This is a genomic window from Pseudomonas sp. 910_23 (assembly GCF_052850795.1).
The window spans coordinates 24,684-44,502 of record NZ_VXCZ01000026.1; the positions used below are offsets into that span (position 1 = coordinate 24,684).

At 62.0% G+C, this 19,819-nt stretch carries 19 protein-coding genes and 1 pseudogene; 9 read left to right on the plus strand and 11 right to left on the minus strand.

All coding sequences use genetic code 11. From position 1 onward, the window contains the following. Window positions 1-19 precede the first annotated feature (19 nt). Genes FW800_RS25025 through FW800_RS25045 form a run of 5 tightly spaced genes read right to left on the minus strand, consistent with a single transcriptional unit; the run spans window position 20 to window position 2,926 of the window. Entirely contained in the window at window positions 20-808 is a 789-nt protein-coding gene (locus FW800_RS25025) for a fimbrial biogenesis chaperone (protein WP_248132556.1), read from the minus strand. A gap of 26 nt (window positions 809-834) precedes the next feature. Further along, window positions 835-1,323, minus strand: a complete 489-nt coding sequence (locus FW800_RS25030) for a Csu type fimbrial protein (protein WP_032880552.1) — start codon at window positions 1,321-1,323, stop codon at window positions 835-837. A gap of 2 nt (window positions 1,324-1,325) precedes the next feature. Beyond that, window positions 1,326-1,868 carry a Csu type fimbrial protein gene (locus FW800_RS25035; protein WP_032881297.1) on the minus strand — a complete coding sequence of 181 codons (543 nt, stop codon included), beginning with the start codon at window positions 1,866-1,868 and terminating at the stop codon, window positions 1,326-1,328. An 18-nt stretch (window positions 1,869-1,886) separates the two neighbouring features. After that, entirely contained in the window at window positions 1,887-2,432 is a 546-nt protein-coding gene (locus FW800_RS25040) for a Csu type fimbrial protein (RefSeq protein WP_446438676.1), read from the minus strand. Further along, on the minus strand, window positions 2,426-2,926 hold the full coding sequence (locus tag FW800_RS25045; protein WP_446438696.1) for a Csu type fimbrial protein: 501 nt from the start codon (window positions 2,924-2,926) through the stop codon (window positions 2,426-2,428). Before FW800_RS25045 ends, FW800_RS25040 begins: the two co-directional genes overlap by 7 nt. A 181-nt stretch (window positions 2,927-3,107) precedes the next feature. On the opposite strand from FW800_RS25045, the gene zapE reads away from it, so the two are divergent. Both zapE and FW800_RS25055 read left to right on the plus strand, forming a co-directional pair. After that, window positions 3,108-4,202 (plus strand): cell division protein ZapE, encoded by a 1,095-nt coding sequence (gene zapE, locus FW800_RS25050; RefSeq protein WP_446438677.1) that lies wholly within the window; start codon window positions 3,108-3,110, stop codon window positions 4,200-4,202. A gap of 37 nt (window positions 4,203-4,239) precedes the next feature. Continuing rightward, a complete protein-coding gene (locus tag FW800_RS25055; protein WP_446438678.1) occupies window positions 4,240-5,532 on the plus strand; it encodes a protein kinase in 1,293 nt (430 codons plus the stop codon). 54 nt (window positions 5,533-5,586) lie between these two features. Here the strand turns inward: FW800_RS25055 and FW800_RS25060 are convergent, their stop codons facing one another. Together FW800_RS25060 and FW800_RS25065 are read right to left on the minus strand one after the other, a co-directional pair. Beyond that, window positions 5,587-6,294: a YebC/PmpR family DNA-binding transcriptional regulator gene (locus FW800_RS25060; protein ID WP_005789254.1), complete on the minus strand. Its 708-nt coding sequence runs from the start codon at window positions 6,292-6,294 to the stop codon at window positions 5,587-5,589. A gap of 109 nt (window positions 6,295-6,403) precedes the next feature. Continuing rightward, window positions 6,404-7,729, minus strand: a complete 1,326-nt coding sequence (locus FW800_RS25065) for an MFS transporter (RefSeq protein WP_103734460.1) — start codon at window positions 7,727-7,729, stop codon at window positions 6,404-6,406. A 258-nt stretch (window positions 7,730-7,987) separates the two neighbouring features. Here FW800_RS25065 and FW800_RS25070 point away from each other — a divergent pair. Next, window positions 7,988-8,854, plus strand: a pseudogene (locus FW800_RS25070) (LysR substrate-binding domain-containing protein); the annotation flags it as partial. Here the strand turns inward: FW800_RS25070 and FW800_RS25075 are convergent. Next, a complete protein-coding gene (locus FW800_RS25075) occupies window positions 8,853-9,707 on the minus strand; it encodes a LysR substrate-binding domain-containing protein (protein WP_103734458.1) in 855 nt (284 codons plus the stop codon). The pseudogene FW800_RS25070 and the gene FW800_RS25075 overlap by 2 nt on opposite strands. Window positions 9,708-9,818: 111 nt before the next feature. On the opposite strand from FW800_RS25075, the gene FW800_RS25080 reads away from it, so the two are divergent. From FW800_RS25080 to FW800_RS25090, 3 genes are all read left to right on the plus strand, one after another. Further along, window positions 9,819-10,928, plus strand: coding sequence for a 2-aminoethylphosphonate--pyruvate transaminase (locus tag FW800_RS25080; protein WP_078821710.1), 1,110 nt, complete (start codon window positions 9,819-9,821; stop codon window positions 10,926-10,928). A 29-nt stretch (window positions 10,929-10,957) separates the two neighbouring features. Continuing rightward, a complete protein-coding gene (phnX, locus tag FW800_RS25085) occupies window positions 10,958-11,785 on the plus strand; it encodes a phosphonoacetaldehyde hydrolase (protein WP_248090082.1) in 828 nt (275 codons plus the stop codon). A 114-nt stretch (window positions 11,786-11,899) separates the two neighbouring features. After that, the gene (locus tag FW800_RS25090) at window positions 11,900-12,460 is read left to right on the plus strand and encodes a cytochrome b (RefSeq protein WP_446438679.1); all 561 of its coding nucleotides are present in this window, start codon (window positions 11,900-11,902) and stop codon (window positions 12,458-12,460) included. A gap of 3 nt (window positions 12,461-12,463) precedes the next feature. Here the strand turns inward: FW800_RS25090 and FW800_RS25095 are convergent, their stop codons facing one another. Further along, the gene (locus FW800_RS25095) at window positions 12,464-13,351 is read right to left on the minus strand and encodes a 1-aminocyclopropane-1-carboxylate deaminase/D-cysteine desulfhydrase (RefSeq protein WP_446438680.1); all 888 of its coding nucleotides are present in this window, start codon (window positions 13,349-13,351) and stop codon (window positions 12,464-12,466) included. Between the two features lie 57 nt (window positions 13,352-13,408). Further along, window positions 13,409-15,448, minus strand: coding sequence for an oxidoreductase (locus FW800_RS25100; RefSeq protein ID WP_446438681.1), 2,040 nt, complete (start codon window positions 15,446-15,448; stop codon window positions 13,409-13,411). 211 nt (window positions 15,449-15,659) lie between these two features. On the opposite strand from FW800_RS25100, the gene FW800_RS25105 reads away from it, so the two are divergent. From FW800_RS25105 to FW800_RS25115, 3 genes are all read left to right on the plus strand, one after another. Then, entirely contained in the window at window positions 15,660-16,790 is a 1,131-nt protein-coding gene (locus FW800_RS25105) for a carbon-nitrogen hydrolase family protein (protein ID WP_032880538.1), read from the plus strand. A 3-nt stretch (window positions 16,791-16,793) separates the two neighbouring features. After that, window positions 16,794-17,828 (plus strand): AraC family transcriptional regulator, encoded by a 1,035-nt coding sequence (locus tag FW800_RS25110; protein ID WP_103734452.1) that lies wholly within the window; start codon window positions 16,794-16,796, stop codon window positions 17,826-17,828. Window positions 17,829-18,155: 327 nt separating this feature from the next. Then, window positions 18,156-19,160, plus strand: a complete 1,005-nt coding sequence (locus FW800_RS25115; RefSeq protein ID WP_446438682.1) for a transketolase-like TK C-terminal-containing protein — start codon at window positions 18,156-18,158, stop codon at window positions 19,158-19,160. A gap of 54 nt (window positions 19,161-19,214) precedes the next feature. Here FW800_RS25115 and FW800_RS25120 read toward each other — a convergent pair whose 3' ends face one another. Beyond that, window positions 19,215-19,685 (minus strand): MarR family winged helix-turn-helix transcriptional regulator, encoded by a 471-nt coding sequence (locus tag FW800_RS25120; RefSeq protein WP_005789278.1) that lies wholly within the window; start codon window positions 19,683-19,685, stop codon window positions 19,215-19,217. Between the last annotated feature and the right edge of the window lie 134 nt (window positions 19,686-19,819).

Genomic DNA, 19,819 nt, shown 5'->3' on the forward strand with positions numbered 1-19,819 from the left:
CCGTAGCGCTACCTGACGGTTATCGCTTGGGCGCCAGGCTTTCCAATTGCGGCGCACCGTTGACCCTGACCTGCAACGGCTGGTCGGCCGATACGGCATCCGGCACCGGCCAGCGCATACTCGCGCCCGGCAGCACATAGCCGAGCAAACCTTCTACCAGCGGCCGGGTCTGCCCGCCTTGTTTGAACGACGCATCGGTGAGCCGCGCATGCACGGCGCCCTGATTGCGCACCTCGATGTAACTGCGCCCGCCTACGTTGACCTTTTGCCAGCTCAAGTCCGGCTTGCCGGCACCCTTGGGGTCGCGTTGACGTGTGGCGTCGTCCTTGCTCCACAACCCGGCGCCGTAGGCAAACAAGGGCACCGAATAGCGCATCTGGAAGCGAATCGCTGCCGCCGTGTTCTTGCCTTCCGGCGGCGCCGGCACCTGCAGCGCCGAGGGGATTTCATCGATGATGATGCGATAGGCCAGCTCCTGTCCCGGCGGTACTTCGCGGGTTCGGGTCAGGCGCACCAGTTGCTTCTGGCCGGGCTCGATTTTGGCCACCGGCGGGCTGCCGATCACGTCGCGCTGGTTTTGGTACTGCTCGTCGAAACCGTTCTGGCTCCAAGCAAATACGCGGATCTGCAGGTTGGCCGTTTCCGTGCCACGGTTCTCCAACCACAGCGCGCTGGCCTGTTGATCGGCCTCCAGCACCGGGTCGATGGGCCAGATCAGCACCGAACTGGCCGCCTGCACCAGCCCTGCGCCACACAAAAGCCCCAAGGCAATACCCGCGGCCCACCACCGCCGGGAAGTTGAATGCATAAATCCACTCCTCAATACCGTTAGCCCTACCACGACAGCTGCACCTGCAGCGTGTCGCTGTACGTCCCCCCAGGCTGATTGCCGGGTAATACCACCCGCCCGTAAATCGGCAGGCTGATGTTGTTGGCATCGCTGTAAGTCACGCTGACGCTCTGGCTGACGCCCAGGCTCTGGCTGAACGCCGCATCGCGAAACAGTTGATAGGCCACCCGCGCGCTGCCGCTGTTGAGCTGCAAATTGCGCCCGGCGCTGTTGTAAAGGCCGCCATCCACACTCATGGTCAGCGCCACCCCCGGAGTGCATTGCAAGGTCACACCGCCAGTAAGGGCTGCCGTGACCGTACCGGTGGCCAATGCCGAATAGCTGCCATAGGCCAACGCGCCGTAGTTGGAGCCGCCGCCCACGATCAGGCAACCGGGAGTAATGGTCGCGCTGACCTGAAAGCTCTGGCTGGTCGCTGCCGACAACGGCAACGGCAGCGCCAATCCACAGGCCACCCCCAGCCTGAGCCACAGGGTCAGAACGTCAGCTCCACGGCCACGGTATCGGTGTAAGTACCTGCCGGCAGGCCCGCCTTGCCCACCGCGCGACCGTAGAGGTTGACGGTTTGTGCCACGCCGGTACTGGTGGCGAGCGTCACCACGCCATCGATCGCCAACAGCGCGGAACGCCCGCTGTCAGTGTAGAAATCGTAAGGCACGAAGTTACCCGCCCCATCGGCCAGCGCACGGGTGCCCCCCGGCGAGGCGCCATCATGGGCGCCGGCACGCACCGTCACCGTTGGCGTGGTACCGGCTGAACACAGAATCGACAGCGCCCCGCCGGTGCCGGTGCCGCCCAGCAACTGGGCGTCGGCATTGGTAAACAGGCTGTTGGTGGTGCCGAAGTTCAAGCTACCGAAATTCAGCCCGGTAGCCGCCCCGGAGCCGTTGACCTGGCAACTGGCGATCAAGGTCAGGCTCGAACTGATCTGCCCGGTAACCGTGGTCGCCGCATTCAGGCTGGAGGCCAGCGCCAGGCCCAGGGCACATACGCCCATTCGCGATACGAGTACATGCATGATATCCATCCTCATGGTTTACCAATCCAGAGTCACCGTCAGGGTGTCTGTGTAGATGCCGGCCGGTAGGGCCCTGGTATTCGCCACCACGGAGCCGAATACCGGGATGGGTACCTGCGCGCCCTGGGTCACGACGAAATTGCGTTGCTGGCCGATGCGGTAGGCACTCTGGCCCAACGCATCGGCCCATAGCCGATAGGGAATGGTCTGGCGCCCGTTGCTCAAGCGGCGCGTGGTGCCGTCGCCATGGGCGCCACCGTCGATGGTCACGGTAAAACTGCTGACCAACGACGGGTTGCAGGAGACCGACAGCGGCGCTTTATCGCCATCGGCAATGGTCGCGCCCAAGGTGTCGTTCCAGGTCGGTCCCTGGCTGCCGAAATCCAACAGCGCAGTGCCACCGTCCGGCGTCACTGGCGCGCGTTCCACGCCTTTGCTGACTTCGCAACTGGCGGTAATCACCAACCGCGCATGAATCTGCCCGTTGACCACAGCCGCCTGCGCGTCCTCGGCCAGCAACAGCAGGCCGCCCAAGGCCGCGATGGCCAGATAGCGGCTTACCATGTGACCGTGACCTTGAGCAGGTCGGAATAACGCCCCACCGCAGGGATGTCTTTGAGCGGTTCAATGCGGCCATACAACGGCAGATCAACCGAGCCGGTGTCCGGTACGCGGCCGCTGACCGGCACGTCCACCGGCAAGGGGATCAACCGGGCTGCGTCGGCATAAATGCGATAAGGAATGGGCTTGCTTGCGGGCATCGCATTACTGAGGTAACGCACTTCGCCCACGCCACCGTGCAGGCCGCCGTCAACGCGCATTTGGTAAGGCGTGTCGGGGTTGCACTCCAGGCGCGGCTGGCGCTGGCTGATCAGGGCCGCACTCAGGGGGCCGGCCGGGTCATCCAGACGCGGGCCGCTGCCGAAATCCAATACGCCAAGTTGCTCGATGCCCGCATTGCGAGTGGTGCCCACCAACTGGCAACCCCGCTGCACGTCGAGGCGCACCTCCACCTGGAGTTGCGCAGCAGAAGCCGTGTTGCAGAGCATCGCGCCCATGACAGCCAATACCGCCGGTCCCTTCACTGCCCCAATTCCTTATACAGGGGTAACAACCTTGTATGAGGTTAGCCAGTTAACGCGAAAGTGCCAGTTTGCAAGGGTCGGCGCCCTTCACTGTTGGTCAAATGGCATCGAGCGTCCTACAGTGAGCGACCACCGCAATACAGAGTGATTATTCTTGGCCGTGCTTGCCCTGTTCCAGCGCCTGCTGGGTAAAAAATCCGACGCCTGGGGCGCCTCGCCCATTCCTGCCTATTTTCAGACAAAGGCCGAACAACAGGGCTACACCCTCAGTGACGGCCAAATCCGGGCGATTACCGCCCTGAATCGGGAGGCCCAGCACCTGCTTTATGGCCAGGCCACGCGCAGCCTGTACCTGCACGGCCCGGTAGGTCGCGGCAAGAGCTGGCTGCTGGATGGTTTTTTCCAGGCGCTGCCCATCGCCGAGAAGCAACGCGTGCATTTCCACGACTTCTTTGCCCGGCTGCACCAGGGCATGTTTGTGCACCGCGAGCATGAGGATGCCTTGGGCGTCACTCTGGATCAGTTGCTCGCTGATTGCCGTGTGCTGTGTTTTGACGAGTTCCATGTGCACGATATCGGCGATGCAATGCTCATCAGCCGCTTGTTCAAGGCCCTGTTCCAACGCGGCGTGCTGGTATTGGTAACGTCCAACTACCCGCCCGAAGGGTTGCTGCCCAACCCGCTGTATCACGAACGATTCAAACCGGTGATCGACCTGATCGCCGCACGCATGGACGTGCTGGAAGTCAGCGCGCCCCAGGACTTTCGCAGCCTGCCCCAGGCCCACGCCCAACAACGTTTCACCCGCGGCCACTATGTGTGGCCGGGTACACCGGCGCAGCGGGAGAGCCTGGGTGTGCCTGCCACCAATGGCCCGGCGCAAACCCTGACGGTTGGCAATCGGCAGTTGTTGTGCCGAGACCATCAGGCGCGGACCATCCTGTTCACCTTCAATGACCTGTGTGAACAGCTCACCGCCGTGATGGATTACCTGCTGCTGTGCCAGGACTTCGACCACTGGATCATCGACGGCTTGCCGCAGTTGGCCGAATGCCCTATCGCCGTGCAACAGCGTTTTATCAACCTGGTGGACGTGCTCTACGATCAGGACAAACACCTGACCCTCATGGGTCACCAGCCGCTGGATAAAGCCCTGGAAGGCCAGGCCATCGACCTCGCCCGCACCGCCAGCCGCCTGCAGCAGTTGCACATGCTCTGCCCGCAAACCGCACCCGAGCCGCTATCATGAGCGCCTTTTACGCCCCCTTCCGAGTGCCGCGCTGTTCATGAATACCCTCGCCCAACTCAAGGCCGGCCAATTGGCCGGCGCCAAGCGCCTGGACCTGGCCTGCGGGCTGACCGAGTTCCCCCGGGAAATCTTCGACCTGGCCGACTCCCTGGAAATCCTCAATCTCACCGGCAATGCCTTGAGTAGCCTGCCCGAGGACCTGCACCGCCTGACGCACCTGCGTGTGCTGTTTTGTTCGGACAACGCGTTTACCGAGCTGCCGGCGTGCCTGGGGCAGTGCGCGAAGTTGAGCATGATCGGCTTCAAGGCCAACAAGATCGGCCATGTGCCCGCCGCCGCCCTGCCGCCGCAGTTGCGCTGGCTGATCCTCACCAACAACTGCATCAGCCAATTGCCGGATGAACTGGGTCAGCGCCCGTTGCTGCAAAAGTTGATGCTGGCCGGTAACCAACTGACGCAATTGCCGCAAAGCCTGGCCCACTGCCAAAACCTGGAACTGATCCGCATCGCCTCCAACCGCTTGACCCACCTGCCGCAGTGGCTGCTGAAGCTGCCAAGCCTGACCTGGCTGGCCTACGCCGGCAACCCGGTGGAAATGGCCGTGACAGTGACGGGCGAAGATGGGACGCCGAACATTCCCTGGTCTGAACTGGAACTGGGAGAAGTATTGGGCGAAGGCGCTTCCGGGATCATTCACAAAGCAATCTGGAAACCCCAGGCGCTGCCGGTCGCGGTCAAGCTATACAAAGGCACCATCACCAGCGACGGGTCACCGCTGCATGAAATGCAAGCCTGCATTGCCGCCGGGCTGCATCCCAACCTCATCAAGGTGCAAGGCCGTGTCATCGGGCACCCGCAAGATCAGGCAGCATTGGTCATGAGCCTGATCGACCCGAGCTACCGCAACCTCGCGGCGCTGCCTAGCCTGGCGTCCTGCACCCGGGACATCTACGAAGCCGATACCCGTTTCAGCCTCGACGTGGCGCTGCGCATGGCACGAGGCATCGCTTCGGTGGCGGCGCACTTGCACCGTCAGGGGATTACCCACGGTGACCTGTATGGCCACAACATCCTGTGGAATGTGACGGGTGATTGTTTGCTCGGAGACTTCGGCGCGGCGTCATTCCATGCCACGGCCGACACCTTGGAAACCAGGGCGTTGCAGCGTATTGAAGTGCGCGCGTTCGGGGTGTTGCTGGGGGAGTTGTTGGATCGAGGTGAAGGGGCAGTAAATGAGGATCTGGTTGAACTGCAAAAAAGCTGTTGCCAGCCCGATGTGTTGGCGCGGCCAAGCTTTGAAGAAATCGACGGCGTACTGAGCGCTATCTAACACCGCTGGAACAATGTGGGAGGGGGCAAGCCCCCTCCCACTATGCAGTGATGACTAGCCAGCCAGGCCGACAAACATATCCTGCACATCATCATGGTTATCCAGGCCTTCCAGGAACGCCTCGACTTCGGCCATCTGCTCATCGGTCAAACCACTGACCGGGTTCTTCGACAGGTAACCCAGCTTGGCCGACAGCACGGTGAAACCCTGCTCTGGCAAAGCTTTCTGCACGGCATCCAGGTCGGTGGTTTCGGTGATGAACAGGGTGGTGCCCTCTTCTTCACCGTCTTCAAAATCCTGGGCGCCAGCTTCGATGGCGGCCATTTCCGGATCAGCATCAGGGGTGTCCGGCGATGCTTCAATCAGGCCGACGTGGTTGAAATCCCACGCCACCGAACCGGAAGCGCCCAGCTGGCCCTTGCGGAACGCCACGCGGATTTCCGCCACGGTGCGGTTGATGTTGTCGGTTACGCACTCAACGATCAGGGGCACCTGGTGCGGGGCAAACCCTTCGTAGGTCACACGGTGGTACTGCACGGTTTCACCGAGCAGACCGGCACCCTTCTTGATCGCACGATCCAGGGTTTCCTTGGGCATCGAGGCTTTCTTGGCCTGCTCCACCACCAGGCGCAGGTGCGCGTTTGTCGCGGTATCGGCGCCGTTGCGGGCGGCGATGGTGATCTCTTTTACCAGCTTGCCGAAAATCTTGCCCTTGGCATTGGCTGCCGCTTCTTTATGTTTGACTTTCCACTGTGCGCCCATGACTCACTCTCTACTTTCCATGGCGCCGAAACGTCTACTGGCCGGCGCTTTGGGGGCAGAGTTTATAGCGCAAGAACACGCTAATCCACCAAAAAACCGGCCAGGTGCCTCAGGTGCGCAGGGGTTTGATGGTGGCACTGCGATCCGGTATGAAGTCCCCCACCTGCGCCAGAACAGCGGGCCTGGCGTTCCAGTAGGGCATCAATACCAGTGAAGAAAACAGCGCCGCGCCGGCAAACACGATAAACACCGTGACGGTATCGAAGTAGCCCGGCAGCAAACCGCCCAGGATCGCGCCCACCGAACCGCAACCATTCACAAACCCTGCCGCCGTGGCGCCGGCTTTGGCAGTGCCGAAGTCAATGGCAGCGGTGCTGCTGATCATCGAGTCCGGACCGTACAGAGTCAGGCCCATGACAAACAGCAAGGCCATCACCAGCACCACACTGCCGGTGTGCAGCGCGCCCATGAACAACGCCAGGGCCACGGTCAACGCCAGCAGGCTCAGCACACAGGCCGGCATACGCCGGGCGCCGAACAGTTTGTCGGAAGCCAGGCCGATCAGTACCGGCCCGAGCAAACCGGCCAGCTCAAACGCGGTGGGCACGATGGCCGCGCCGACCTTGCCCACCGACGGCATCTGTTCGTAGACGATTACCGGGCCCCACAGCAAAATCGCGTAGCGCGCCGGCTTGAGCAGGAAATACGCCAGCCCCAGCGTCAACACCGTGCGGTTGCGCAAGATAGCGCGCAACGGTTCAAGCACACTGATGCGCTGTTCGGCGGCCCTGTTCTCGGCACTCATGAGCGGCTCGGGCTCCACCGCTGGCAAACCCACATCCTGGGGGGTATTGCGCTGGAAAATAAAGAACAGCACGGCCACCACCGCCACCACCGCAGCACTGGAGATAAACGCCGCGTGCCAACTACCGATCAGGGTGTAGGCCCACCAGCCGGCGAACGGTGAAGCCACCAAGCCGCCAAAGGCATAGCACGAACTCCACAGCCCCAACACCCGCCCACGCTGCTGGGCCGGGAAGAAACTACCGAGGTTCTTGCACAACCCCGACCAGCCGGTGGACTGCGCCAACCCCTGGATCAACATGCAGGTGACAAAGATCGGCAAGGTCGCAAACGTGCCCATCACCAGCGCGGCGGCGGCGGAAACCAGCAAGCCGCCAAGCACCACCACCCGTGGCCCGAAGCGGTCGGCGAGCATGCCCCAGGTGAACTGGCCCACGGCGTACGCGGCGAGATACAAGCCATCGAGGTTGGCCATCATCATTTTATCGAGGGGGAAGCTTGGGTCGTCGCCGATCCCCAGTTTTGCCACCGAGAAGGCTTTGCGGGTGAAATAGAACGCGGCGTACGCCAGCCAGGTGATGGCGAAAATCTGCACGCGCCAACGCTTGATGCTACCCATAGGGATATTCATGGTGGTTCTGACCTCAGGTGTGAGTGTGCCGGCAGAATCGAAAGAAAACGCCTGTTTTTTTTATGGTTGAGCACTGCAATGCCGGGCCTTGGAGGGCGCGGTATTGGTCAGATGAACGCGGTGTGCCTGCGCCCATGGCCGTCGAGGTTGTAGGACTCAACCTACGGCGGCTGAGGTGCATCAAAGCAATGGCTGACTAATAGGTAAAATCGATTTATCGTATTTCAAATATAAGCTCAGCTTGTAAGAGGACGTGCCATGTCGGTTTCCCATGCCCAACTCAAAGCCTTCCATGCGGTGGCCGTGCACGGCAGTTTTACCGGCGCCGCCGAGCGCCTGTTCCTGACCCAGCCCGCGATTTCCGACCAGGTGCGCAAACTCGAAGAGCGCTTCGGCGTGTTGCTGTTTCACCGCAACAAACGTTCGGTACGCCTGACCGACCTGGGCGAACGCCTGCTGGGCATTACTCAGCGCCTGTTTGTGATCGAGGCGCAAGCCGAAGAATTGCTGCAAGACTCCCGCGCCCTGCTCACTGGCACCCTCACCCTGGCGGTGGATGCACCCGTACATGTACTGCCACAGATTGCTCGCTTCTGCCGGCTGTACCCGGGAATCAGCGTGAAGATCGAAACCGGCAACACCGATGAGTCGTTGTTGCGCCTGTACAACTACCAGGCCGACCTGGCGCTGTTGGGTCGCGATGTCGACGATGCGCGCCTGCTGTCGCTGCCATTGCCCGACGATCAACTGCTGGCGTTTGTCGCCCGCAACCATCCCTGGGCCGGGCGCGAGTCCATCTGCCTGGCCGACCTGGATGACACGCCCTTGGTGCTGCGGGAAATCGGCTCGGTGACCCGTCAGACCCTGGAGCAGGAAATGCGCCAGGCCGGCCTGCGCATTCGCCCGGCGATTCAGGTTGAAGGCCGCGAAGCCGCGCGTGAAGCGGTGGTGGTGGGCATTGGCGTGGGCGTGGTGTCGGCTGCAGAGTTCGGCGCCGACGCTCGGGTGTACGCCATGCCGATCCGCGACTGCACTCAACGCATGAAGGAAACCCTCGTCTGCCTGAAAGAACAGAGCTCACGTCGCGTGGTGGCGAGCTTTTTGGAGATCGTGCGTGACAGCCTCACGCCAACTCGAAAAAAGCCTGAATCAAGCGCAGCGAACGGCGCCGCTCCATGCAGCCGAGCGTATGCCGGTTCAGCAGGCCATCGCCCAGGATCGGCACAGCGTGTACCCGCGGGTCCGGGCTGACCTCCATCGACGACACCACCCCTACCCCCAGTTCGGCCGCGACGGCTTCGGTCACGGCTTCACGGCTGTCCAGTTCCAGCAGCACCCTGGGCTGCACATTCGCCGCCAGGCACGCGTCATCGAACGTGCGCCGGGTAATGGAACTGGGTTCACGCAGCACCATGATCACCTCATGCAGCTGCGCCAGTTCAATCCCGTCGGGCTGCTTTGCCCACGGATGCGCTGCCGGCACCAGGGCACAAATCCGTGACTCGTCCAGAGGTTGCAGGTGCAAGCCATTGCGCGGCTCCACCTCGGTGAGCACTGCCACATCGGCATGTTCGGACAGCAGCGCCGCCAGGGTTTCCTGAGCGTTGCCCAGGCGCAGGTTCACGGTAATGCCCGGGTAGCGCGAACGCAGGCTGGCGATCATCGGCATCACCAGGTGCGGACCATCCGCCGCCACCTCCAGACGCCCAGTGAGCAACTGACGGTTGGCCTCCAGCATGGTCTGCGCCTCATCCACCAAACCGAAGATCGCCCGGGTGATGGCCGCCAGGCGTGCGCCCTCTTCGGTCAACTCCACCCGGCGGGCGGTACGGCGCAACAGCGCAATCTGGTAATGCTCTTCAAGCGCCTTGATATGCCCGGTTACCGCCGGCTGGCTGATGAACAGCCGCGCCGCAGCACGGGTAAAACTGCCCTCGCGGGCCACGGCATCGAATGCACGCAGTTGAAACAGGTTCATAGCTATCGGCCTCACTGATAGCTCGCATAACAACAAACAATTTGATTGATAACAAGCCAAACTGCAATTTAGGCGCCGTAGCTTCAACCCCGACCCTTGCGAGGATTTGAGATGACCACTGCCGCGCCGATCCTGTTGACCCCTGGCCCCCTGACCACTTCGACCCGCACCCGTCAGGCGATGATGGTGGATTGGGGGTCATGGGATGATCGCTTCAACCAGCTCACCGCCAGCGTCTGCACGCAGCTGCTGGCGATCCTCAATGCTGCCGACAGCCATCATTGCGTGCCGTTGCAGGGCAGCGGCACCTTCGCCGTCGAAGCCGCCATCGGCACGCTGGTCCCGCGCAATGGCAAGGTGTTGGTGCTGATCAACGGCGCCTACGGCAAGCGCCTGGCGAAGATTTGCGAAGTGCTCGGTCGCTCGTTCAGCACCTTTGAAACCGCTGAGGACGAGCCCACCACCGCTGCCGATGTAGATCGCCTACTGCAGGCTGACGCGGCCATCACCCACGTCGCGTTGATCCATTGCGAAACCAGTACCGGCATTCTCAACCCGCTGGCGGAGATCGCCCAGGTCGTCAAACGCCACGACAAGCGCCTGATCATCGATGCCATGAGTTCTTTCGGCGCGCTACCGATTGATGCTCGCGAAGTGCCGTTCGAGGCGCTGATCGCCGCCTCGGGCAAATGCCTGGAAGGCGTACCGGGCATGGGCTTTGTCTTTGCCGAAAAAGCTGCGCTGGCCGCCTCCCAGGGCAACTGCCATTCCCTGGCAATGGACCTGTTCGACCAGCACACCTATATGGCCAAGACCGGACAATGGCGTTTCACCCCACCGACCCACGTCGTCGCGGCCCTGCATGAAGCGTTGCTGCAATACGCCGAAGAAGGCGGCCTGCCCGCCCGTCATCAACGCTACGCCGACAACTGTCAGGCACTGCTGGACGGCATGGCTGCGCTGGGCCTGCGCAGTTTCCTGCCGGCGGCGATCCAGGCGCCGATCATCGTCACCTTCCACGCACCAAAAGACCCGCGCTACCAGTTCAAGGACTTCTACGAACGGGTCAAGGCCAAGGGTTTCATCCTTTACCCCGGCAAGCTGACCCAGGTGGAAACCTTTCGCGTGGGCTGCATCGGCCATGTCGATGCGGCCGGTATGCAGGCGGCGGTCAAGGCTATCGCCGACGTGCTGCAAGAAATGGAAGTGCTGGACATTTGACTGCCCCCATTACCCACAGGACCTGAACCATGAACTATCAAAACCCCAACACCCTCCAGGCCGTTATCCTCGACTGGGCCGGCACCGTGGTCGACTTCGGCTCCTTCGCCCCCACGCAGATCTTTGTCGAGGCGTTTGCCGAGTTCGACGTGCAAGTCTCTATCGAAGAAGCCCGTGGCCCGATGGGCATGGGCAAGTGGGACCATATCCGCACTCTCTGCGACCAGCCGCAAGTTGCCGAGCGCTACCGCAAGGCCTTCGGCCGCACCCCGACCGATGATGACGTGACCGCCATCTACCAGCGTTTCATGCCGCTGCAAATCGAGAAGATCGCCGAACATTCAGCCCTGATCCCCGGCGCCCTCGACACCCTGGCCGGCGTGCGCGCCCAAGGTATCAAGATCGGCTCCTGCTCCGGCTATCCCAAGCAGGTGATGGACAAGGTCGTCGCCCTGGCCGCCACCAACGGCTATGTCGCCGACCACGTGGTCGCGACCGATGAAGTCCCCAACGGCCGCCCGTGGCCGGCCCAGGCCCTGGCCAACGTGATCGCCCTGGGCATTGATGATGTGGCCGCGTGCGTGAAGGTCGACGACACCGTGCCGGGTATTCTCGAAGGCCGTCGTGCCGGGATGTGGACCGTAGCGCTGACCTGTTCGGGCAATGCCCTGGGCCTGACCTACGAGCAATTTCGCGCCCTGGACAGCGCCACACTGGCCAGCGAGCGTCAGCGTATCGAAGCGATGTTCCAAGCCTCGCGCCCGCATTACCTGATCGATACCATCAACGACCTGCCGAATGTCATCGCCGACATCAACGCACGCCTGGCACGCGGGGAAATGCCGCAAAGTTACTGACCAGGATCAAGGCAACGGCATTGGCAACGAGCGAAGCGCTCAAAACGGGCATACAGTTAACGTACTCCGTCGCCAAAGAACGGAGGTATGCCCTGATGAGTGAGGAACACAGCAATGCCGTGGAAAAATTCCGATACGCGCTACAGCACCATGTCGATTGCGCTGCACTGGTTGATGGTAGTGCTGCTGGCGGTGGTCTACGCCTGCATTGAGTTACGCGGGCAATTCCCCAAAGGCAGCGGTGCGCGCACGCTGATTGTGGAAATGCACTTTATGTTCGGACTCACCGTGTTTGTGCTGGTGTGGCTGCGCCTGTTCGCACGCAGCCTGGGGGTGGCGCCGAAGATCGTGCCGGCACCGCCGCCATGGCAGAGCCTGCTGGCGAAGCTGATGCATGGGGCGCTGTATGCGTTGATGATCGGGTTGCCGATTGCCGGTTGGTTGATCGTCAGTGCCAAGGGGCATTCGGTGATGTTCTATGGGATGGAGTTACCGCCGCTGATTGCAGAAAACAAGGCGTTGGCCGAGGAGATTGAAGGCTGGCACGTGCTGTTCGCCCAGATCGGTTACTGGCTGATCGGGCTGCATGCGCTGGCGGGGATCGTTCACCATTATGTGATGCGCGATAACACTGCCTTGCGAATGATGCCGGGCGGGCACAATCCCACCCGTTGACACCTACAGGAAACCTCGGCGGCCTTGCAGGCCGCCAGTGTGGATGAAGATCAGCCGCGCGCCGGGGGCAAAGCGTCCGGCCTCGATCTGTTGCTTCAATGCCAGCAGCGCCTTGCCGGTGTAGAGCGGCTCCAGTGGCACACCGCAGGCCCGTTCGGTGCGCTCGATAAAGTCGAGCAGCAGCGGATCGACCTTGGCAAAGCCGCCACGGCAGGCGTCCAGCAACTCATAACCGGTCTGCACAATCGCACTCACATTCTGCGCCACGCCATGATCATCCGGCACAGCCATTGCGCCGTACACCGGATGCGCGCCGACCTCCGCCAACACCAGCCCGGCCAGGGTAGTACCGGTGCCCGCCGCCAGCCACCATGCGTCGTAATCCGTCCAACCGAGGTGGCTCAACTGCGCCCGCGCCTGCTCCACCAACACCCCACAGCCCAGCGCACCGTCCAGACCACCACCGCCTTCGGGTATCGGATAAAGGTCGGGATACTGCTCGCGCCAGGGCAGCCAGAAACCCGGCTCATGCCGCGCCCGATAACCGCCGTAGCCCAGCCAATGCAGTTGCATGCCGAAGGTCTTGAGGTCGAGCACCGTGGGAGTGTCTTGGGGATGGCCGCGCAACAGGCCGACCGTGGGAAAATCAAAGCGCTTGCCCGCCGCTGCCAGTGCGTGCAGATGGTTGGAGTGAGCCCCGCCAAGGCTGATAACCCCTTTGGCGCCGGTAGCGCGGGCCTGAGCCAAGTGTTCGGTAAGTTTGAACCACTTGTTGCCGCTGATCAGCGGGTCGATGCGGTCCAGGCGCAGCACGGCCAGCTCGATGCCGTTCAGCCAATCAAGCTGCACAGGTTCAAGGGGCGCATAAGGCAGCCAATCGAAAGGGCCCATCGGCAGGTATCTGAATGAGAAAGGGGCGGCAAGTCTAACACCGCCCCTGTTGTCGCCTTACAACTCGGCCGCCAGGCGCGAGCCCTGGTTGATGGCGCGCTTGGCGTCCAGCTCGGCCGCCACATCGGCGCCGCCGATCAGGTGCACGTTCTGGCCGGCAGCGACCAGGCCGTCATGCAGTTCGCGCAGCGGGTCCTGGCCGGCGCAGATGACAATGTTGTCCACCGCCAGCACCTGCGGTTCACCCTCGGCGCCGATGCGGATATGCAAGCCTGCGTCATCGATCTTCAAGTACTCGACACTGTTGAGCATCTGCACCTGTTTGTTCTTCAAACCGGTACGGTGAATCCAGCCGGTGGTCTTGCCCAGGCCGTCGCCAACCTTGGAAGCCTTGCGTTGCAGCAGGAACACCTCGCGGGCCGGCGCATGGCGCTCGGGCTTGATCCCGGCCACCCCGCCACGTGCTTCCAGTTGGGTATCGATGCCCCACTCTTTCCAGAACGCCTCGCGATCCAGGCTGGTAGACACGCCTTGGTGTACGAGGAATTCCGATACATCGAAACCGATGCCGCCGGCACCGATAACCGCCACACGCTTGCCCACCGGCTTGCGCTCCAGGATCACATCCAGGTAGCTCAAAACCTTGGCGTTCTCGACGCCCGGGATCGCCGGGGTGCGCGGCGCGATACCGGTGGCCAGGATCACCTCGTCATAACCACCTGCCACCAGCTGCTCGACGCCCACACGAGTGTTGAGGCACAGCTCTACGTGAGTGGTCTGCAATTTGCGTTTGAAGTAACGCAGGGTTTCGAAAAACTCTTCCTTACCCGGCACACGCTTGGCGATATTGAACTGGCCGCCAATCTCGCTGGCGGAATCGAACAAGGTCACCTGATGCCCACGCTCAGCGGCAACAGTGGAAGCGGCCAGACCGGCAGGGCCGGCGCCGACCACCGCGATTTTCTTGATCTGCTTGACGGGCAGGTAATTGAGTTCGGTTTCATAGCAGGCGCGCGGGTTGACCAAACAGGTGGTCAGCTTGCCGCCGAAGGTGTGGTCCAGGCACGCCTGGTTGCAGCCGATGCAGGTGTTGATTTCATCGGCGCGCCCAGCGGCGGCCTTGTTGACGAACTCCGGGTCGGCCAGAAACGGGCGCGCCATCGAGACCATGTCGGCATCGCCTTCGGCCAGGATCTGCTCGGCGATTTCCGGGGTGTTGATGCGGTTGGTGGTGATCAGCGGAATCTGCACCGCACCGCGCAATTTGGCGGTGACTTTGCTGAAGGCGCCACGCGGGACCTTGGTGGCAATGGTAGGGATACGCGCTTCGTGCCAGCCGATACCGGTGTTGATGATCGTCGCGCCAGCCTGCTCGATAGCCTTGGCCAACTGCACGATTTCCTTCCAGACGCTGCCGCCTTCCACCAGATCAAGCATCGACAGGCGGAAGATAATGATGAAGTTCGGGCCGACGGCCTCGCGCACGCGACGCACGATCTCCACCGCCAGGCGCATACGGTTTTCAAAGCTGCCGCCCCAACGGTCGGTGCGATGGTTGGTCTGGGCGGCGAGGAACTGGTTAATGAAGTAGCCCTCCGAACCCATGATTTCCACACCGTCGTATTCGGCGGCCTGGGCCAGCAAAGAGCAGGTGACAAAATCCTGAATCTGCTTCTCGATGCCCTCCTCATCCAATTCCTTGGGCTTGAACGGGTTGATCGGCGCCTGGATCGCACTCGGCGCCACCTGCTTGGGGCTGTAGGCATAACGCCCGGCGTGAAGGATCTGCATGCAGATCTTGCCGCCCGCCTCGTGCACCGCCTGGGTGACGATCTTGTGCTTGCGCGCCTCTTCTTCAGTGGTCAGCTTGGCTGCCCCGGCGTATACACCGCCTTCATCATTCGGACCAATGCCGCCGGTGACCATCAGGCCCACGCCACCACGGGCGCGCTCGGCAAAGTAGGCTGCCATGCGCTCGAAACCGCCGGGCTTTTCTTCCAGGCCGGTGTGCATCGAGCCCATCAGGGTACGGTTGCGCAAGGTGGTAAAACCCAGGTCCAACGGGGCCAGCAGGTGCGGGTAGGCAGCAGCGGTCATGGTACAGCTCCACAACGGATCATCACGGGACGTGGCGCACTCGAACGGTGTGCCATCGGTTTATGTCCCACAGACTAAGAGGCGGTGGACCACGGCTCAATGACTGAAACTGACAAGTTATTGATCCAAATGCACAGCGCCCCTTGGCAAGCCGCGCCATGGGCCCTACCCTAGTCGCGAACCCTGCACCTGGTCTGTTGTCTGTTGCCCCATGCGTAAACTTCTAGCGTTCACCGTCACCATGGCCCTGGTTGCCGCCCTCGCCGCGTATCTGGTCTGGACCCAGGAGCGCCCCGTGGCGCATTACCTGTCGGACCTGCGTATCACCCTCGCCGTCAATGAGGGCGAACCAGCCGACCGTGGCAATCTGCTCGGCATTCAGCCAGAGCTGTTCCCTGCCGACTACCAAAGCCTGGAACGCCTGCATTTGAAGCTGTCGAGCTACCTGCAAAAAGCGCGCGACCAAGGCCTGATCAACGCCAAGACCATCGTGGTGCTGCCCGAACATATCGGCACCTGGCTGATGCTCAAGGGCGAAAAAAACGAGCTGTACCAGGCCACGCATTTGAAGGATGCGATGAACTGGCTGTCGATCAGCAACCCACTGCAGTTTGCGAAAGCCTGGATCAGCGCCACCGGCGACAACCGCATGGATGACGCCTACCTGCGCATGAAGGCCCCTGCCATGGCGCGCGACTATCAAGTGGTGTTCGGCGGGCTGGCAAAAGAATTTGGCGTAACCCTGGTGGCCGGTTCCATCGCCCTGCCCAACCCGAGCGTGATTCAGGGGCAGTTGGAAGTCGGCCATGGCGCGCTGTACAACGCCAGCGTGGTGTTTGCCGCCGACGGTTTGCCACTGGGCCAACCGCAGCGCCAGCTCTACCCGATCTACGATGAACGTGGCTTTATCGAGCCAGGCGATGAGAATGTCGTCAGCGTGGTGGATACGCCTGCCGGGCGCCTGGGCACCCTGGTCGGCAGCGACAGCTGGTACCCGGACAACTATCGCAAGCTTAACGAGCAAGGTGCGCAACTGATCGCAGTACCGGCCTTCGTCACTGGCCGCGATACCTGGGACCGTCCATGGCGCGGCTTCAAGAGCGTGTCGACGCCTTCCGAGGTCAGCCTCAAACCCGAAGAAACCAGCGAAGGCGCCGCCTGGCGCCGCCTCACGCTGATCAGCCAGCAGCCTGTCAGCCAGGCCATGGCGGGCATGAGCGTGTTTTTACGTGGGCAGTTCTGGGACCTGGGCAGCGCCGGCCAGAGTTTTCTGAGCAGCAACGGGCAAGTGTTCGCCGACGGCGAGGCCCGTGGCGCGCGCCTGCTGAATATCTGGCTGTAGCCCTTGAAGCCGGTGCGCCTGGGGGATCTGTCGGTGGGCTTCGTGCACACCCTGGCCGATGCCATCCAGAGCCACGGCCTGGACCCGCAACCGCTGTTGCTGCAATACGGCCTGGACCCTGCACGCCTGGCTGAAGCCGGCGCACGCCTGTCGATCCCGCGCTATATGCGCCTGGGCCACGCGGCCATCCAACTGACCGGCGACCCGGGCCTGGGCCTGCGCATGGGCCAACTCAGCCGCTTGAGCCAGGCCGGCCTGGCCGGTGTCACCGCCGCCCAGGCCCCCAATGTGCGCGAAGCGGCGCGCACGCTCACACGCTTTGAAGCGCTGTACGGCTCCAACTATCGCGGGCAATCGAGCTTTCATGAAGATGCCGAAGGCGCCTGGCTGCGGTTCTACTCCATCAGCCCCTACAACGCCTATAACCGCTTTGTGGTGGACTCGATCATCGCCGGTTGGCTGCAACAATTATCCAGCCTGGCGCAACAGCCGGTGCAGGCACAACGGATAGAAATCGAATTCGACGCGCCGGACTATCACGAACACTACAACAGGCTGGGAAGCGGCCTGGTGCACTTCGGCGCCGATGCCAATCAACTGCGTCTGAGCCAACCCACCTTGGCGCTGCGCAACCCACAGCACTGCCCAAGCACCTGGCACCTGCTGCTGCAGCTGTGTGAAAGGGAGTTGGAGCAGCTGACTCGCACCCGCAGCCTGCGCGAGCGCATCACGCGGTTGCTCGGGCCGATGCTCAATGGCGGCCGGGAACCCGACCTGGAAGAGGTGGCGGCACGCTTGAAACTGCCGACCTGGACACTGCGGCGCAAACTGGCCGAGGAAGGCACACAGTTTCGCGCAATTCTCAACGACACCCGCCGCGACCTGGCCATGACCTATATTCGCGATACCGAGCTGGCATTTGGCGAGATCGCCTACTTGCTTGGCTTTGCTTCAGCCCAAGCCTTCCAGCGGGCCTTCAGGCGCTGGAATAACCAGACCCCAGGGGAATTTCGCCGCAGTCAGCGGCATTCCGCCTGAAGTCAGCGTTACAGCTCGGTGGCATCGTCGACCGGATCCAGCGGGTCCAACTCGAATGCCTGATACTCCAGCAGTTCTTCCTGGTAATCGTCCATGGTGGACTCCTTCTTCAAATGAAAGCGGTGGCAGGTAAATGACCTGCGAACCCAGCCTAAAGTGCCGTCATGACGAAAAAATGTCGACGTTGTGACATTCCTGCGCTTGAAAAGTTAAACGCGACAGGCGCCGGATAATTTAATCCCATGACTTGAAGTGCGATTGCAATCATTGCAAATGCAATCACATTTCCAGTAGGGTACAAATATCCGTTGGAAGGAGCTTGGACCCATGCCTGCCTCTATCGCGCATTCTGCGCAGAGCTGCATCGATGCACTCAACACCGCCGTTTGCCCGGGCAACTCGCCGCTGTATACGGTGATGAGCATGGCCAATACCCTGGAATCCAGCCGGCACGCCTGGGTGATCCGTGGCCAGTCATGCAGCCGCCGCCTGGGCAACTGGCCTATCTGGTTTGCGCGCAATCGCGGCGAAAAACCCCTGCTCTATCTGCACAGCGCAGTGTCGTCTGCACAGTTGTGCGCACTGTCGGAGCAGACCGCCCAACGTGGCATCTTGTGCAATGACATCGAGAACCAGCCTTCCCCGTGGCCCAAGGGCACGCACCCGTCATTGCCAGTATGGCTGGCGGCTCATCCACGCTGCACACCCTACGATCCCGCCTCGGGAGACGAAGCTCGAGCGATTGTGCTGGCAGGACTACGCACGCTGTACGTCGACGGCCAGCCAGGTTTTTATTATCTGGCGCTGCATGACCAGGATGCCCACACGACATTGTCTGCCCAGGACCGAGAGGATGCCCACAAAGGCATGTATCCGATCCGGCGTGGCCAAGCAGCAGATGTGCGCCTGCTCGGGGCTGGCCGGGCGCTGGAAGAGGTGATGTACGCCGCAGAGTTGCTGGAACAGGACTGGAATATTACCGCGCAGGTGTGGAGCAGCCCCAGCTACACACGGTTGGCCCGTGAGGCGGCGACCGCGGAGCGCTGGAACCGCTTGCACCCCTTGGCCCCCAGGCGCAGCTGCCATTTACGTGATTGCCTGGCAGGCAGTAGCGCATCCGTCATTGCCGTCACCGGTTATCCGCAGGTGATTGTCGATCAATTAGCCGCGCATATAGATGCACGATTTATCGCCTTGGGCGCAGGCTCGGTGCAGGCCTCTGCGCCGAGCCGCTATTGGATTGTGGCGTCAGCGTTAAGAGCGCTGGCCGATGAAGGGCGTACCGAGGTGCAGCAGGTGGAAAACGCACTGCAGCGCTATCACCTGAAGTGAGGGGGAATGCAATTGCGCAAGCACGGTCCCCCCGCACTGAGTCTGTTTTCAAACCTACGATTTACGTCGGCTGCGCACTTGCACACCCGCATCCATCGCCAAGCCCGCCGTGCGCTCCAGGGCATCGGCAAATGCCTGGCGCTGCTCGGGTTCGATTTGTGAAAGGAACAGCTCGTCCACGGTGCTTTCGTAGATTTTCCACATGCTCTTGCGCAGCGCTCGACCCGTGTCCGTGATCGAGGCAAACGCCGCACGACCGTCGCCATCGGAGCGGGAACGCACTACCAGGCCGTCCTTTTCCAGGCGGTCCACCAGGCGCGTGAGGTTATAGCGCTCAATGGCCAGCACATCGGCCAGTTCGTGCATACGCCGGGTGCCGCCGGGCCCGCTTTCCAGGCCCCACAACGCATCGTACCAGGCGTACGGCGGCAGGCCCGCCGCAGCCAGGCGCCGCTCGATTTCACGGATGACCGTCCTGTGAGCCCTGACAAAACGGAACCATACATCCGGCTCTTTCGACGACATGCAACACCATCCGGGGAATTTCAAGAAGGTTGCAATAGTAGCTCATCCCGCGCTAGATTCTGGCATGTCGTTGCAATTGCAACTACATTTTGCATCACTCCCGCGAGGAGCTCGCTGCTTGAATCCGCCTACCC